The sequence below is a fragment of the Pontibacter coccineus genome, assembly GCF_030546575.1.
GTDB lineage: Bacteria > Bacteroidota > Bacteroidia > Cytophagales > Hymenobacteraceae > Pontibacter > Pontibacter coccineus.
Genome location: NZ_JAUOTN010000003.1, coordinates 19,405 through 34,471, shown reverse-complemented (window position 1 = coordinate 34,471; position 15,067 = coordinate 19,405). Strand labels below are relative to the sequence as shown.

At 52.8% G+C, this 15,067-nt stretch carries 15 protein-coding genes and 1 pseudogene; 7 read left to right on the top strand and 9 right to left on the bottom strand.

Annotated elements, in window-relative coordinates; all coding sequences use genetic code 11:
- Positions 1 to 62: 62 nt before the first annotated feature.
- The 5 genes from Q4E40_RS07435 to Q4E40_RS07415 all read left to right on the top strand — a co-directional run bounded on the left by Q4E40_RS07435 (position 63) and on the right by Q4E40_RS07415 (position 4,009).
- The gene (locus Q4E40_RS07435; protein WP_303411133.1) at positions 63 to 677 is read left to right on the top strand and encodes a Dps family protein; all 615 of its coding nucleotides are present in this window, start codon (positions 63 to 65) and stop codon (positions 675 to 677) included.
- Between the two features lie 226 nt (positions 678 to 903).
- Positions 904 to 1,755 (top strand): CvfB family protein, encoded by an 852-nt coding sequence (locus Q4E40_RS07430; protein WP_303411132.1) that lies wholly within the window; start codon positions 904 to 906, stop codon positions 1,753 to 1,755.
- Positions 1,756 to 1,898: 143 nt separating this feature from the next.
- Complete coding sequence (locus tag Q4E40_RS07425) at positions 1,899 to 2,564, top strand: oxidoreductase (protein WP_303411131.1); 666 nt, start codon at positions 1,899 to 1,901, stop codon at positions 2,562 to 2,564.
- Between the two features lie 50 nt (positions 2,565 to 2,614).
- Positions 2,615 to 3,394 carry an SAM-dependent methyltransferase gene (locus tag Q4E40_RS07420; RefSeq protein WP_303411130.1) on the top strand — a complete coding sequence of 260 codons (780 nt, stop codon included), beginning with the start codon at positions 2,615 to 2,617 and terminating at the stop codon, positions 3,392 to 3,394.
- 114 nt (positions 3,395 to 3,508) lie between these two features.
- On the top strand, positions 3,509 to 4,009 hold the full coding sequence (locus tag Q4E40_RS07415) for a hypothetical protein (RefSeq protein ID WP_303411129.1): 501 nt from the start codon (positions 3,509 to 3,511) through the stop codon (positions 4,007 to 4,009).
- 70 nt (positions 4,010 to 4,079) lie between these two features.
- Here Q4E40_RS07415 and Q4E40_RS07410 read toward each other — a convergent pair whose 3' ends face one another.
- The 7 genes from Q4E40_RS07410 to cmk form a co-directional block, all read right to left on the bottom strand.
- Positions 4,080 to 5,021 (bottom strand): succinylglutamate desuccinylase/aspartoacylase family protein, encoded by a 942-nt coding sequence (locus tag Q4E40_RS07410; RefSeq protein WP_303411128.1) that lies wholly within the window; start codon positions 5,019 to 5,021, stop codon positions 4,080 to 4,082.
- A gap of 1 nt (position 5,022) precedes the next feature.
- Complete coding sequence (rimK, locus tag Q4E40_RS07405; protein WP_303411127.1) at positions 5,023 to 5,925, bottom strand: 30S ribosomal protein S6--L-glutamate ligase; 903 nt, start codon at positions 5,923 to 5,925, stop codon at positions 5,023 to 5,025.
- A 5-nt stretch (positions 5,926 to 5,930) separates the two neighbouring features.
- Positions 5,931 to 6,416 carry an ATP-dependent zinc protease family protein gene (locus Q4E40_RS07400; protein ID WP_303411126.1) on the bottom strand — a complete coding sequence of 162 codons (486 nt, stop codon included), beginning with the start codon at positions 6,414 to 6,416 and terminating at the stop codon, positions 5,931 to 5,933.
- An 822-nt stretch (positions 6,417 to 7,238) separates the two neighbouring features.
- Positions 7,239 to 8,063, bottom strand: a complete 825-nt coding sequence (locus tag Q4E40_RS07395) for an alpha/beta fold hydrolase (protein WP_303411125.1) — start codon at positions 8,061 to 8,063, stop codon at positions 7,239 to 7,241.
- Positions 8,064 to 8,187: 124 nt separating this feature from the next.
- Complete coding sequence (locus tag Q4E40_RS07390) at positions 8,188 to 8,730, bottom strand: DUF502 domain-containing protein (RefSeq protein WP_303411124.1); 543 nt, start codon at positions 8,728 to 8,730, stop codon at positions 8,188 to 8,190.
- Between the two features lie 86 nt (positions 8,731 to 8,816).
- Positions 8,817 to 9,701 carry a 4-hydroxy-3-methylbut-2-enyl diphosphate reductase gene (locus Q4E40_RS07385; protein WP_303411123.1) on the bottom strand — a complete coding sequence of 295 codons (885 nt, stop codon included), beginning with the start codon at positions 9,699 to 9,701 and terminating at the stop codon, positions 8,817 to 8,819.
- A gap of 12 nt (positions 9,702 to 9,713) precedes the next feature.
- Positions 9,714 to 10,415: a (d)CMP kinase gene (gene cmk, locus Q4E40_RS07380; protein WP_303411122.1), complete on the bottom strand. Its 702-nt coding sequence runs from the start codon at positions 10,413 to 10,415 to the stop codon at positions 9,714 to 9,716.
- A 259-nt stretch (positions 10,416 to 10,674) separates the two neighbouring features.
- Here cmk and ade point away from each other — a divergent pair, with 259 nt between their 5' ends.
- Both ade and Q4E40_RS07370 read left to right on the top strand, forming a co-directional pair.
- Positions 10,675 to 12,309 carry an adenine deaminase gene (gene ade, locus Q4E40_RS07375; protein WP_303411120.1) on the top strand — a complete coding sequence of 545 codons (1,635 nt, stop codon included), beginning with the start codon at positions 10,675 to 10,677 and terminating at the stop codon, positions 12,307 to 12,309.
- Between the two features lie 50 nt (positions 12,310 to 12,359).
- Entirely contained in the window at positions 12,360 to 13,205 is an 846-nt protein-coding gene (locus Q4E40_RS07370; protein ID WP_303411118.1) for a sulfite exporter TauE/SafE family protein, read from the top strand.
- A gap of 170 nt (positions 13,206 to 13,375) precedes the next feature.
- Here the strand turns inward: Q4E40_RS07370 and Q4E40_RS07365 are convergent, their stop codons facing one another.
- Together Q4E40_RS07365 and Q4E40_RS07360 are read right to left on the bottom strand one after the other, a co-directional pair.
- A complete protein-coding gene (locus Q4E40_RS07365; RefSeq protein ID WP_253402365.1) occupies positions 13,376 to 13,813 on the bottom strand; it encodes a response regulator in 438 nt (145 codons plus the stop codon).
- 169 nt (positions 13,814 to 13,982) lie between these two features.
- Positions 13,983 to 14,966: pseudogene (locus Q4E40_RS07360) on the bottom strand (PLP-dependent cysteine synthase family protein); the annotation flags it as partial.
- Between the last annotated feature and the right edge of the window lie 101 nt (positions 14,967 to 15,067).

The following is a 15,067-nucleotide window of genomic DNA, read 5'->3' as shown; positions in this document are numbered from 1 at the left end:
ATTCCTGTATCCTTTTAAGCTGATCGGGGTACACTGTTAGAGTAATTCAAAAAACCCTGAACATGGAAAAGCTAAGAGAAAAATCAGAATATGAAGGCAACCCGGTTGGGCTGTCAAAGAATACGGCAACTGCCATGGCCAACGAACTGGACCGCCACCTGTCGTCGTTCATCACCCTCTTCAACCAGTATCACAAGCACCACTGGATGGTGGAAGGCCCGCAGTTCCGCGACCTGCACCTGTTCTTTGAAGAGCACTATACCCAGATCCACGAGCAGTACGACGCCATTGCCGAGCGCCTCACCGTGATGGGCTACTGCCCGACCTGCCACCCGGCCAAGCAGCTGGAACTCTCCTACATCCAGCACGAGGAGGAAGGCGTGTTCCGCATCCGCGAGATGCTCAAAAAAGACATGGAGGATGAAAAGACGATCGTGCTGGAGTTGCGCAAGTCGATCAAAAAAGCCTTTGAACAGGAAGATTTCGCGACCAAAGCGCTGCTGGAGGGCATCCTGCTCAAGACAGAGGACCGCTGCCACCACATCGAGCACTTCCTGGGAGAGGACGGCCTGTCCATCGGCCTGATCGCCAGTCCGGATGACATCATGGAGGAAGACGATCAGCCCGCCAGAAGCCAGAACGGCAAAGCCAAAACCACCAAAAAGGCGAAGGCGTAAAGACCCGATCCGCTATACCTGAGCCAATCAGCTATACCTTACAGGCAGCCCGAAAAGGCTGCCTGTATTTTTTCCCATCCGGGGGTATACCTATACCTGGCCTTTTTCATTTTGTATCCTTTTGCCCCGTCGCACAGGTATAAGGGGAACAGCCGGAACCGGAGAACTATACCTGAAATGGTTTCGCTATATTTGCAGCATTCTATACCTAACAAAATACGCTCTTATGGTAGACCTCGGCCATTATAACGAACTGGAGATAGCACGCGAAGTGGACTTCGGCATGTACCTGACCTCTGAAGACGGCGACATCCTGCTGCCGCGCAAGTACATTCCGGAGGGGGCCCAAGTAGGCGACAAGGTGCGCGTGTTCGTGTACCGCGACTCCGAAGACCGTGTTATTGCCACCAACCTGACACCTCACGCCACCGTGCGCGAGTTCGCCTGCATGACCTGCAAAGACAGCACCGACTTTGGCGCCTTCCTGGACTGGGGCCTGGAGAAAGACCTTCTCGTTCCGCTGCATAACCAGAAAGACAAAATGCGCCCCGGCTACAAGTACTGCGTGTATGTATACCTCGACGAAACCTCCGACCGCATCGTGGGCACGACCAAGCTGGGCAAGTACCTGCACAACGACGAAGCCGCCAACGAACTAAAAGAGAACGAGGAGGTGGAGCTGCTGGTAGCCGGCTTTTCCGAGATCGGCATCAAGGTGATCATCAACAACCGCTACATGGGCATGCTCTACAAGAACGAGGTGTTCAAGGAGCTTTACATGGGCGACAAGGTGCGTGGGTTTATCAAGACCATCCGTCCGGACAACAAAATTGACGTAACGCTCCGCAAACCGGGTACCACCGGCCTGAGCGAATCCAGCGAGGCGGCCGATAAAGTAATGGAAGTGCTGGAGGCAGCCAAAGGTTATCTTCCCCTGTCTGACAAAAGCAGCCCGGATGAGGTATACCGCATGCTGGGCATGAGTAAAAAGGTGTTCAAAAAGGCTATCGGCGGACTGTACAAAGAGGGCAAGATCGAGATTGACACGGACCACATCCGGCTGAAAGGCGACGAATAAACTCCATCAGATTATACCCTGGTATTGCGCGGGAGGCTGGTTTCAAAACAAAAACAGCCGCAAGCGGATTATTTATGGGAAAGCACGCGATTTGCTAACCTATGTGGCAGGCATTCACGTAATTCAGCGAAACGCAAACCTCCATGCACCGAACCCGAACCGCACTGATTGCCGGCGCCAGCGGCCTTGTGGGCAGTCACCTGCTGCGTATGCTCCTGCAGAGCGACCGCTACAGCCAGGTGATCTCCGCAGGCCGCCGCGAACTGGCCATCATCCATCCCAAGCTCGACCAGCAGATCGTCGACTTCGATCACCTCAACAAAAGCGCCTCTGAGCTGGCCGCCGACGATGTGTTCTGCTGCCTGGGCACCACCATCAAAAAAGCCGGCACCAAAGAGGCTTTCTATAAGGTAGACCATACCTACGTCACGCAGCTGGCCGAGGTCACGCTGCGTCGCAATGCCAACCAGTTTTTGGTGGTTTCGTCGATGGGTGCCGATGCCAAATCGCGCATGTTCTACAACCGCGTGAAAGGCGAAATGGAGCGGGATGTGCGGGAGTTGGGTTTTCAGTCACTGCACATCTTCAGGCCTTCGCTTTTGCTGGGCGAGCGCGAAGAGCACCGCACCGAAGAGGAGATTGGCGCCCGGATCATGAAGCCTCTTTCCAAAATCATGTTCGGTCCTCTGCGCAAATACCGTCCCATTCAGGCTGAAACGGTAGCCAATGCCATGCTGCGGGTCGCTGCGCAGGACCACAAAGGCGACAAGGTATACCTGTCTGACGAAATAGAGCGACTGGGCCGCTAACCCTCCCTATACCTGTCGCGTAAGCTCCAAGGCATCTTATACCTATACCTATGCCAAACAAAAGCCTGCGCCGCGCCTTTCCGAAAGCCTCCCAATATGACCCGGCCTGGGTGCGCAAGCACTCCATGGGCGAGAACGTCCTCTTCAACCTGGAGAGCCTGACCAAGTCCCTTGACCTGAAGCCCGGCATGCGCGTGCTCGACCTGGGCTGTGGCAAAGCAATCAGTTCCATCTTTTTGGCCAAGGAGTTCGGGGTTACCGTCTGGGCCGTTGATGAGGCGGTGTCGGCCAGCGACAACTACGAGCGCATCTGCAGCGAGGGCTGCGAAGACAAGGTGTTCCCGCTTGAGATGGAGGCCCGCTCCCTCCCCTTCCCCGAAGAGTACTTTGATGCCGTGATCGTGGTGGATTCCTATACCTACTTCGGCACCGACGAAAAGTACCTGCCCTATATCGCCCGCTTCATCAAACCAGAGGGGCACATCGCGATTGTTGATGTATGTTTCACCGAAGAAATCGAAACCCACAACCAGGTACCTGAATTCTTACAAGATGATTATCAGAACTATTGGTACTTTATTCACACCATCGATTGGTGGCGCAGGCTTTGGGAGAAAACGGGGCTAGTGGAAATAGAGGCCGCCGCTGAACTGACAGAAGCCGGGCTGGTGCGTGAGCAGTACATGAAGGATTACCAGAAGTCAGAGGAGGAAGACGCCTTCGCCAGAGCGCTGGAGCTTGACAAAGAGAAGTTTATCACGTTTTTCAAGCTAATCGGACGGCGAACCTCCAAGACTGCCTACCTGCAGTCGTACAAGCAATCGGGTTAAAATTTGCGAAAAAAGTAAATATTAGTTTTTTCGACCGGAAGAAGTTCTATTTTTGCAGCCTGCCAGCTGGACGTACCTGTCTGGCAAGCTGGATATAACTTTTTTAATAGAACAATGAAAACATTTCTTCGCGTCGGCTTTACCCTGGCCCTGGTGATGACGCTAGCTTTTGGTGCCAATGCACAGGAGTACAAAACAGGTATAGGATTCAGAGGCGGTGTAGCTTCTGGCCTTACTATCAAGCATTTTATTAAAAGTGATGCCGCCATCGAAGGTATCCTGAGCACAGGTTTCCGTCACAGAGGAGCCGTAGTGACAGTACTTTACGAAAAGCACGCCCCGGCTTTCAACGCCAAAGGCCTGCAGTGGTACTATGGTTTAGGTGGTCACGTTGGTTTCTACGAAGGTCGCTACTACTACTATTATGACAAGGACAGACGCGACAGATACTATCATGACAACGTAGTGGGCTTTGGTATTGACGCTGTTTTAGGTCTTGAGTACTACATCCGCGACATTCCGTTCACGATCGGTGCTGATATCAAGCCTTACATCAACATACCGCATGGCCGTGGCTTCTGGGATTCTGCCCTGCACGTGCGTTACGTATTCTAACAGCTGAAAAGCTTTATAAAAAAAGAGCCCGCTACCTTCCGGTAGCGGGCTCTTTTTTGTTTGCTATACCTTAAAAAGCAATGTGCATCAGGGCATCTCCCTGATTAACAACCGGCATGTTATTCAAACCCACTATATAACCGGCAGCCGGCGCATTCAGGCGCACTTCCATTTCACCGTAGGGGTCCGTGATCGTACCGACTACCTGGCCTTTCCTGACGTAGCTACCTTCCTGCACCAGGCTACGGAACAAGCCTGCATTTTTGGCGCGCACCCAAATGTCCTTCATGCAAATGGTGGTTGGCTCTGTTGGAGCGGGGGCCGAGGCGCCCATACTTAAGTGGTGCATCAGGCGCAGCGTGCCTTCTATACCCATCGCTATACCTCGCTCGTCGAAGCGCAGCGACTCACCGGTTTCATACACCAGAATGTGCTTGCCCAATTTGGCGGCCTCCTTCCGAAGCGAGCCCTGGCGGTACGACGCGTTCAGCGTGAAAGGCGCAGCAAAGGCCTCGGCCAGTTGCTGATTTCTCGATTCGGCCAGCACGCAGCGTATCTGCGGGTAGTTGCCCCGGCTCGAGCCGCCTGTATGGAAATCCACGCCGTAATCGATGTAGGGCATCACCTCTTTCATAAAACGATGCGCCACACGGCTGGCCAGCGAGCCTTCTCTGTTCCCAGGGAAACTCCGGTTCACGTCCTTGCCGTCCGGCACGTCCCTCGAAAAGTTCAGGAAGCCGTAGATGTTTAAAATAGGCACCGCAATGATGGTTCCCTTGAGCGGGTACAGCATCTTTTTCGTGATCATGCGGCGGATGATCTCCGTGCCGTTCACCTCGTCGCCGTGCATACCTGCCATTAGCAAGAGCACCGGCCCGTCGTGCACCGAGCGGAACACATAAACAGGTATGTCGATGACAGTGCCGCTGGGCAACTTGGAGATAACGAGCCGGGTGAGCACTTTTTCTCCACGGTCTATGCTGACACCGTTGATTTTAATGGTTTCGGGCATGCTATTCTTTCACTCTCTTAGCGGCCTTCTTCTGCACGAGCCCCTCCACGTATTCCACTATTTTAATGGCGATGTCTTTGTTGGTCGCCTTCTCTATACCTTGCAAACCCGGCGATGAGTTCACCTCCAGGATCAGCGGTCCGCGCTTGGACTGCAGCATGTCCACACCGGCTATACCCAGGCCAAGCGACTTGGCGGCCAGCAAAGCGGCGGCCTTCTCCTGCCGGGTGAGTTTGACGAGGGTGGCGTTGCCACCGCGGTGCAGGTTAGAGCGGAACTCACCCTCCTTGCCCTGGCGCTTCATGGCTCCCACTACTTCGCCGTTCACCACAAAAGCGCGGATGTCGGCACCTGCCGCCTCAGCGATGAATTCCTGCACAATGATACGGGCCTTCAGGTTATGAAATGCCTCAATCACCGATTCAGCCGCCTTTTTGGTTTCGGCCAGTACCACACCCAGGCCCTGTGTACCTTCCAGCAGTTTGATCACCAGCGGGGCGCCGCCTACTTCCTTCACCAGCATGGAGGTTTCCTTGGAATAGTTCGTGAAGGCAGTCTTCGGCATGCCCAGTCCTGCCCGGGAGAGGATCTGGCTGCTGCGCAGTTTGTCGCGGGAGCGCACGATGCTCTGGGAGTCTACGGCGCTCTTCACTTTCATCATCTCGAACTGACGCACCACGGCCGTACCGTAAAAGGTAACCGATGCCCCGATGCGCGGGATGATGGCGTCGATATCGGTTAAGCGTTCTCCCTTGTAGAGGATGTGCGGGTCGCCCTGCTCAATCACAAGGTCGCAGCGCAGGTGGTCGAGCACCACGGCTTCGTGGCCTCGCTGCTGGGCAGCTTCCACCAGGCGGCGGGTAGAGTACAACTTAGAGTTGCGAGAGAGAATCGCTATTTTCATAAAGACTATTTATTCTTCTTTTGTTTTTTGTTGAATTTGAGTGATACGTTTTTACGGGAAACGTCGACTATAAACCGGCCCTTCAGCAATTTGCGACCAATCAGCACCGGGTATTTCATATCGCTGCGGTCCGAAAGCGAGAACTCCGCCTCGATCAGCTCGTCGAACACCTTGATACGTGTTTTGATGACGTAGCGCTCCTGCACATCACCAAACGAGTTACGGATATCGCGCAAACTATAGTCAGCAAAAGTCAGTTTTTTGTGATTGTACTGCGGGTGCGATGGGTCTAATAAGTCCAGACTGATCACTTTAGTTCCGTCGGCGAGGGTTTCCTCATGAATATCCGAACAGTGTATGGCGGAGGTATAGGCGCCGGTGTCAATTTTGGCTTCTATCTCGTCGATATCCAGTTCGGGAAAGGCCACCATCTCGCGCCTGCCGATGATCTTCTTCTCTGGTTTGGGCTTTTTTAGGTTCTCCTCTTTCATCAGGGGCCAATTTAAGCATTCTGCTTTACGTACGACGAATGTGGATCAGGATTTTCAGGATTTAAGGATTTTCGGGATTGAAGAAGTTGGAGGAAAGCATAAACGCTCGCAGCGTCTTCCAGACCTGCGAGCGTCTGGTGGGTTATTTAAGTATGGATTGTCTGAATCAGGATTTGCAGGATTAAGTGATTTTCAGGATTCCCGTACACGATTAACATCTCTTGCCTCCAAGGGGGCTTTTTGTCTATTGTTAATCTGCAGTTATAGGCGCTGCAGTTTCCGTTGCAAAACCGGGTCAAACCACCCCCGCCCCTCCTTTCCCTTTAAGAGGGCTCTACCCCCAGGCAGGGAATCTGTAGTTGACATTCAACAGGTATAGACACTATAGTTCCGGTTTCCCGTGCACGATTATCATCCCCCCTGCCCCCTTCGAAGAGGGACTTTTCCGCCGCTGCCATTTCAAAGGTATAAGCTTTATGACACCTGTCACATACCACTGGCAGGTATAGCAAGAGTAGCTTGACCCGGAAGCTACAAAGCAGATAGCACTAGCCAGGTGCACCAGTGACGATTTTTTGTTTGAGCGGTCAGCGAGTTCAAAATCGTCTTGATTTTTTTGCTTACTGGGGGTAGGGGCCCTCGATTTTTTCATCAAGGAAAAAAGTGAGTGCCCGCCGCACAGGCGAAGCAATGAAACAAAGCATTTGCTATACCTAAAACTCCCGCTACACCAGTTACAAACTGACTGCATACAAACCACACTTACGCGTTGCTAAACCTGCGGGATAGACAGGATTTAGGACAGATACTAGCATATCAACCCTAGTCATTCGCCGGTGGCACAATCCCAACCTTCTTCTGGTGCAATAGCTCTGCAACCTCCTGCAGCAGATGCGAATGCCCGGCTTTCAGCACGACCAACTCCCCTTTGTGCAGGGCCTTTATGAACACACTCACCCGCTTGGGAGAGATAATCTGGTCGAACTCGCCGAGAAACATCGTAACCGGCACCTGCTTGTGGTTGAGGAGCCGTACAATCTCGCGGATGTCGAAGTTGAGTTCGCGGAATCCGATCCAGCTGCGGTATACCCGCAGGCGCTTCTCGGTGCTGTCCATCTGGAAACGGGCGAAGCGGATCAGGCTTTTGTGGATCATGTTATACCGGTTGAGCACGTTGAGCAACCGGAAGAAAGGCTCCGGCTTGAGTACGGTGCGCTTGAAGAGTTGCTGCAGCCAACCCGGGTAAGTAGCAATGTTGTACCAGAAACTGGTCTTGATGCCGTCCGGCGCAATCAGGAAAAGCTCGTCGATGCGCTCGGGGAAGCGTTCCACCAGCGTGAGCGCAAACTTGCCACCCATGCTAAAGCCCATCAGCGAGAAATGACCGATCTTTTCCTTTTTGAGAAACAAACCGATCAGCTCCTGCAAAAAATCCTTGTCGAGCGGCATGTTCTCTTTGTGCAGCGTGCTATGGGCGTGAAAGAACAGGTCGAAGGCGTAAATGGTATAGTCGCTTCCCAGCGCGTGCCCCATAGGCTCATAGTAAGCACCGCTCTGCCCATATCCGTGGAAGGCAAGCAGCGGCTGTGAGCCCTGTCCCAGCACCCTGTAGTGCAGTTTTGTACCGTTGTGTATAATGTAAGGCATTCTGAGTTGGAAATCTCTTCTTACTTATTCGGCATGCATACAAATAAGATACAAGAATGGCCAGAAATTTAAGGATAGTTTCGCCGCTGATTTATTTCGGCTACCACAGGTATAGCAACGGCAATTACAACTTCGACACGCCGCCTGAAACAATGAATTTCATCACGTCGCTGCTCGGCAAATCCAGGTATACGACATTTTGTGCGGGCACCACAAACAGCTCACCCGAAAAGTTGTAGGAGTGCGGGAAATACACGGCTACGCGGTCTTCCACGTTCAAAGAACTGAACGTATCCTGCGTCACAAAACCGAACTTCAGGTTATCTGAGTCTTCCGACATCTTCACCATCACGGGTTTGTTAAACTTCTGGTTGTCGCCCACGAAGGCATCGAACAGATCTTTGATGCTGGAATAGACGATGCCCACCAACGGCACTTTGTTAAACCAGCGCCCGGTGATCACAATGAAGGGCTTCACGAAGAAGGACGAGCTGATGAAACCGATCAAAGTAAGCAAAACGAACATCAGCATGATTCCCAGCCCAGGTATACCCAAGTCGAACAGGCTGTTCAGCCAATCGATGATGACCACCACGATCCAAACCGTGATGGTGAAAGGAGCCACAATCAGGAGTCCGTTCAGGAAATAACGTAAAATGCGTCTCATGCGGGTTTATACATAAAAAAATAGGCCTTGCCAATGCAAAGCCTAAATTAGCTAAAAAGCCACTATGTTGTAGTATAGTGTTATACCTATACTGTCTCAAGGTCAAATTTTTCGATGCTGTCGGCTACTTGTTGCATCAGCCACATCGGCGTGGAAGTGGCTCCGCATATACCTACGCTCGCTGCATTGGCAAACCAGTCTTTCTCCAGCTCTTCCTCGTTCTCCACGAAATAGCTGTTGGGGTTGTGCTGCTTACACACGCTATAGAGTGCCTTACCATTGGAGCTCTTTTTGCCGCTCACAAAGATGATCACATCATGCTCCATGGAGAACCTGGTCAGTTGCGGTTCGCGGTTCGACACCTGACGACAGATGCTGTCGTTGGCGTTGAAGGCGGTGCTGTCCTGGTTGGCCTGCTGGATGCGCTCTTCGATCAGCGACTTGATGTGGTAAAAGCCTTTGGTGCTTTTGGTGGTCTGACTGAAAAGGGTCACCGGACGTGAGAAGTCGATCTTGTCCAGATCCTCCTCCGTGGTCACGATAATGGCCTCGTCACCTGTCTGACCTGCCAGTCCGATCACCTCGGCGTGGCCTACCTGTCCGTAAATCACGATCTGGCCGCCCTTGGTTTTGTCCGCATCAAAAGCGTGCTTCACACGGTTCTGGAGCTTGAGCACCACCGGGCAGGAAGCGTCTATCAGTTCGATGTTGTTCTCCAGAGCTGTCTTGTAGGTTTCCGGCGGTTCGCCGTGCGCTCTGATCAACACTTTGGTATCGCGCAACTCTTTGAGCTGCTCCCGGTCAATGATGCGAAGTCCTTTTTTGTAGAGGCGCTTCACTTCCATGCTGTTGTGCACGATATCGCCCAGGCAATAGAGCTCTTCGCAGTTCTCCATTTCATCCTCCGCCATCTGAATGGCGAATTCCACACCGAAGCAATAACCGGAATTTTTGTCTATCGTTACGTTCATTTCTACTTTCCTCTATTCCTGTAAGGCATAGTCACCGTTGAAGATACGGGAAGTTACCTTATTAAGTACAAACTCTACCTGCTCATCGATGGTCATATGCGATGTATCGAGCAAAAAAGCATCGTCGGCACGGCGCAGCGGACTCTCGGCTCTGGTCGAGTCGATCAGGTCGCGCTTCTGCAGGTTCGCACGGATCTCGTCGAGGTTGATCAGCTGCTTTTTGGCCAGCAACTCATCCTGACGCCGGCGGGCGCGGGTATCCACGTCAGCCGTCATAAAGATTTTTACCTCAGCATCCGGAAACACAGCCGTACCAATGTCGCGACCGTCCATCACCACACCGCGTTTACGGCCCATCTTCTGCTGCTGGGCTACCATGGCGCGACGCACCTCCCTTACCACACTCACCTCGCTCACCTGATTAGAGATGTACATCTTGCGAATCTCGTCCTCCACGTTCAGCCCATTGAGGAATACTTCGTTTCTTTTGGCCTTTGGGTTGTAGTGAAACGTGATATCTATATTATCCAGGGCGTCGTTTACCTCTTTGGGGTTGGTGAGGCTGACATGATGCTCCAGAAAATAAAGCGTAACCGCCCGGTACATTGCCCCGGTATCGATGTAGGCGTAGCCCAGTTCGGCAGCCACCAGTTTGGCCGTTGTACTTTTACCGCACGAGGAGTAGCCATCTATGGCGATTACAATTTTTTTCATGGTAAGCTGTCAGGTGTTAGTTCGAGTCGCAAGGGCAGGGCACATTGCCGCGCTTGCTCTTTTTCATGAAGGAGGCCGTCTTTTTTTGCTGAGGAGTCTTGGTAGTGCAGCTTGCCAGAGGGCCGGCTGCCAGAAACCCCGCTAAAAGTATGTATGAAATTATCTTTCTCAAAACGACGAATTTTAACGCAAATATAAGGTAATTTACGGGTTCAATCCCCATCAGTGGGCATTTTATATCAACAAGACAGTCCTATCCATGCATAGCTCCTATACCGTAAGCGGACGCATCATAAACCTGCACCAGCAAGCCATTTTTGAGGGAACGGTCCATGTGTCAAACGGCCGCATTTCTAAAATAGTTCGTGAGGCCACCTCCTCTTCCAGTTATATTTTGCCGGGCTTTGTGGATGCGCACGTGCACGTGGAAAGCTCCATGCTGGTGCCCTCCGAATTTGCCCGGCTGGCAGTGCCGCATGGTACGGTGGCCACCGTGTCGGACCCGCACGAGATTGGCAATGTACTGGGTATAGCCGGCGTGGAGTACATGATCGAGAACGGGAAAAAGGTGCCGTTTAAGTTCTTTTTCGGGGCTCCCTCCTGCGTGCCCGCCACGCCTTTCGAGACAGCAGGCGCCGAGATTACGGCCGCCGACATCGAAACCCTGTTCCAGCGCGACGAGATCAAGTACCTGGCCGAGATGATGAACTGGCCCGGCGTGCTGCACCGCGACCCGGCGGTGATGGAGAAAATAGAGCTGGCCAAAAAGTATGGCAAAGCCGTGGACGGACACGCACCCGGCCTGCGTGGCGAACAGGCTGCCCTTTACGCCTCGGCCGGCATCACCACCGACCACGAGTGTTTCACGGCCGAAGAGGCACTTGACAAACTGGCCGTCGGTATGAAGATCCTGATCCGCGAGGGCAGTGCCGCCAAGAACTTCGAAGCGCTTATACCTTTGCTCGCTAGTCACCCGGACCAAATCATGTTCTGCTCCGACGACAAGCACCCCGACAACCTGGTGGAAGGCCACCTGAACCTACTCGTGAAACGGGCGCTCGCCAAAGGCCACGACTTGTTCCATGTGCTGCGCGCCGCCAGCCTTAATCCAGTGGAGCATTACAAGCTGGAAGTGGGCCTGCTTCGTGAAGGTGACCCGGCTGACTTTATCGTGGTGAACAACCTGGAAGACTTTGCTGTGGAAGCAACCTACATCAACGGGGAACTGGTGGCGGAGCACGGCAAGTCGAATATTACTTTTACGCCAAGCGAAGAGATCAACAACTTCAACACCGAACCCAAAACGCCAGCGCAGTTCGGGTTACCAGCCGACAAAGCCAGCAAGATCCGCGTGATCGAGGCATTTGACGGCCAGCTGATCACGCAGCAGGTCTGGGCCGAGCCGAAAACCGAGGATGGGTATATCGTTTCCGATGTGGCGCAGGATGTGCTCAAGATAACCGTGGTGAACCGGTATGCGAATGCCGAGCCGGCGGTGGCTTTCATCAGGAACGTAGGTATACAGCGCGGTGCCATCGCTTCCTCCGTAGGCCACGACTCGCACAACATCATCGCTGTGGGGGTAGACGATGAGAGCATTGCCCGTGCCGTCAACCTGATCATCAGTGCCAAGGGTGGCGTAGCGGCCGTGGATGGTGACAACGAGCAACTGTTGCCGCTTCCGGTAGCGGGTATTATGTCGGCGGCCGATGGGTATGAAGTGGCCCGCGCCTACTCAGCCATCGACCGCATGAGCAAGGAAATGGGCAGCCAACTGGCCTCCCCTTTCATGACGCTCTCGTTTATGGCCCTGCTCGTTATACCTTCGCTCAAGCTCAGCGACAAAGGATTGTTTAACGGTGATGACTTTAAATTCGTACCTGTAGCTGAATAGTGTACCTTGCACAAAAAGGTATAATACCACGGCCCTGCGAGGCTTAGCAAATGGAGGAATTCATCATTTTTGTTGTGGGTGCACTCGTGAGCGGGTTTGGCACCATCATCGGTTTCGGGGGAGGCGTGTTCATGGTGCCGATCCTGATCATCTTCTTCGGATACAACATCGAGATCGCCATCGGTGCGACCATGTCGGCGTTGGTGCCGGCCTCCATCATTGCCTCAGTTTTCAACCTCCGCGACCGCAGCATCGACTACCTGGTTGGTTCCCTGATTCAGTTTCCGGCGGTGGCTGGCACAGTGCTGGGGGCTTTTATGGTGGCTTTCCTGCCGGTCTCCGAGCTGCAGGTTATCTTCGCGCTTTTTGTGCTGACGGTGGGCTTTTTTATGGTAAAGCCCCAGGAGAAAGATAAGATCCAGCGGCATTCCGGTATGATGTATCGCATTCGGCGGGTGCCTACCTCCTTTATCCGGAAAAACAGGGCCAAGCACACTGCCTACCGCCTGAACGGGGGCCTGGTATCGGTCTTTGGTTTTGCTTCGGGCATTATTGCAGGCCTGTTCGGGATCGGCGGGGGCTTCCTGCAGACCCCTATGATGATCAAGCTGTTCCGCATACCGCCCCAGATCGCCACTTCCACCTCCCTTTTCATTTTGGTGATTACGAGCTTCACCGGGTTTATCAGCCATTACCTGCTCGGCAACGTGATCTGGACCCGCAGCCTACCGCTAATGGCCGCCTTTGCCATTGGGGCTGTTGGTGGCAACATGCTGAAGAAAAGACAGGGCAAAATGCAGGGCCTCGAAAAGCTGATCGGGATTGGTTTACTGCTAGCCGGCGCGGGCGTGATCATCAACCTGCTGATCAAATCCAATTTCGGCTTCTCGTTCTAGGTATAGCGCATCAACTCAGGTATAGGACATCCTACCTAATCGGATGCTTATACTTTAGGCTTGCAACCCGGCGGGCGTATACCTGGCTTCAAACAGGGTAAAACGAAACGAGCCGATGTGCTGCTCATGATGAAGTCAGCGCATCGGCTCGTCTTTATACCTACCATCTTTTAGGCCTCCTGGTTGGCGGAGCTAAAATGCTTGTTGATCAGGTTTTTAACTTTCTCTGCTGTAAGCGGCTTGGTGAGGTACTCTGCCGAATACTTCTGGGCGGCGTCCGTATCCTGTGGGTGCGTAGAGGTAGTGAGTACGGCCAGTACGATATTTTTACGGAACTCCGGGTTCAGCCGCTCGTACAGGTCCAGCATTTCGAACCCATCCATCACCGGCATGCTGATATCCAGGAAAATCAGCTCTGGCTGAAAGTAGTTCCCATCGGTCTGCTCGTAGTTGTTGTTACTCACATTGTACAGGTAATCGAATGCCTGTTTGCCGTTCACAAACGTGCGTATATTGTCTGTCACCTGCATCCGCTCAAGCAGACGCTGGTTCAGGAAATTTGTGGTGTCGTCGTCGTCAATTAGAAGAACGCCTGATATCTTTTTCATAGCTAAACTATCCCCGGCCTGTATTTACGCAAGCCGTATATTTCAAGCTAACGTTTCTGAATTTTGTTGTCCTGCATTTAACCCTAGGTATTTGCCGCATCACAAGGTACATAAGTTGGATGCTTCAAACAAATTATAGACCTCGAATTTAGTTACCTAAGTTTGATTAATCGATGTAGCCCTGTGCGCGCATCCACTCGTCGTTGTAGATTTTGCCCAAGTAACGGGTACCATGGTCTGGCAGCAACACAACGATCACATCATCTTCGGTCAGATTGTTTTCGCGGGCGTATTCCAGCGCGCCATGTACGGCCGTGCCACAAGACCAGCCTACGAACAGCCCTTCCTCTTTGGCCAGTCTGCGCGTCATCACGGCACCGTCCTTATCTGTTACCTTCAAGAAGGTGTCGATCACGTCGAAATCCACATTCTTGGGCAGGATGTCCTCGCCTATACCTTCGGTGGCGTAGGAGTAGATCTCGTTCTCGTCGAAAATACCGGTTTCCTTGTATTTCTTGAACACAGAGCCATAGGTGTCTATACCTACCGTTATTACTTCCGGCTTCTGCTCCTTCAAATAGCGGGAGATACCGGTTACTGTACCACCTGTGCCAACACCCGTGATAAAGTGGGTTATCTTCCCTTCCGTCTGCTCCCAGATCTCGGGGCCGGTAGATTCGTAATGCGCCGCCCAGTTCGACATGTTGTCATATTGGTTCGGATAGAACGAATTCGGGATTTCTTCATTCAGGCGCTTGGCCACCGAATAGTACGAATCCGGATGGTCAGGTGCCACGTTGGTAGGGCAAACACGCACCTCGGCGCCAACAGCGCGCAGGATGTCCATTTTCTCCTTGCTCTGCTTGTCGGCCAGCGTGAAGATGCACTTATAGCCTTTGGCGATGGCGACCAGGGCCAGTCCCATACCGGTGTTGCCGGAAGTGCCCTCGATGATTGTGCCACCCGGCTTCAGGATACCGGCTTTCTCGGCATCTTCGATCATTCTGATCGCCATGCGGTCCTTCACCGAGTTGCCCGGGTTCATGTACTCCACTTTGGCCAGAATGGTCGCTTTAGTGCCTTTGGTTACGTTGTTGAGCTTTACTAGGGGTGTGTTACCGATCGCCTCGGTTATATGATTCAGGTATTTCATCTGAGTGCTTTTTTTGAGATACGGGTGCAAAGGTACGTAATAAAAATTATACTTAACAGGTATAGCCCCCTGCCTCCCGTATAACAGAAGGCGTACCCGTT

Excerpts from the sequence above, each read along its gene's own strand:
- cmk (WP_303411122.1), bottom strand. The coding sequence starts at position 10,415 with ATGAAAAAAATTGTAATCGCCATAGATGGCTACTCCTCGTGCGGTAAA.
- Q4E40_RS07400 (WP_303411126.1), bottom strand. The coding sequence starts at position 6,416 with ATGAAAGAGGAGAACCTAAAAAAGCCCAAACCAGAGAAGAAGATCATC.
- Q4E40_RS07385 (WP_303411123.1), bottom strand. The coding sequence starts at position 9,701 with ATGAACGTAACGATAGACAAAAATTCCGGTTATTGCTTCGGTGTGGAA.
- Q4E40_RS07365 (WP_253402365.1), bottom strand. The coding sequence starts at position 13,813 with ATGAAAAAGATATCAGGCGTTCTTCTAATTGACGACGACGACACCACA.
- Q4E40_RS07420 (WP_303411130.1), top strand. The coding sequence starts at position 2,615 with ATGCCAAACAAAAGCCTGCGCCGCGCCTTTCCGAAAGCCTCCCAATAT.
- Q4E40_RS07395 (WP_303411125.1), bottom strand. The coding sequence starts at position 8,063 with ATGCCTTACATTATACACAACGGTACAAAACTGCACTACAGGGTGCTG.
- Q4E40_RS07370 (WP_303411118.1), top strand. The coding sequence starts at position 12,360 with ATGGAGGAATTCATCATTTTTGTTGTGGGTGCACTCGTGAGCGGGTTT.
- Q4E40_RS07415 (WP_303411129.1), top strand. The coding sequence starts at position 3,509 with ATGAAAACATTTCTTCGCGTCGGCTTTACCCTGGCCCTGGTGATGACG.
- Q4E40_RS07410 (WP_303411128.1), bottom strand. The coding sequence starts at position 5,021 with ATGCCCGAAACCATTAAAATCAACGGTGTCAGCATAGACCGTGGAGAA.
- Q4E40_RS07390 (WP_303411124.1), bottom strand. The coding sequence starts at position 8,730 with ATGAGACGCATTTTACGTTATTTCCTGAACGGACTCCTGATTGTGGCT.
- ade (WP_303411120.1), top strand. The coding sequence starts at position 10,675 with ATGCATAGCTCCTATACCGTAAGCGGACGCATCATAAACCTGCACCAG.
- Q4E40_RS07425 (WP_303411131.1), top strand. The coding sequence starts at position 1,899 with ATGCACCGAACCCGAACCGCACTGATTGCCGGCGCCAGCGGCCTTGTG.
- rimK (WP_303411127.1), bottom strand. The coding sequence starts at position 5,925 with ATGAAAATAGCGATTCTCTCTCGCAACTCTAAGTTGTACTCTACCCGC.
- Q4E40_RS07435 (WP_303411133.1), top strand. The coding sequence starts at position 63 with ATGGAAAAGCTAAGAGAAAAATCAGAATATGAAGGCAACCCGGTTGGG.
- Q4E40_RS07430 (WP_303411132.1), top strand. The coding sequence starts at position 904 with ATGGTAGACCTCGGCCATTATAACGAACTGGAGATAGCACGCGAAGTG.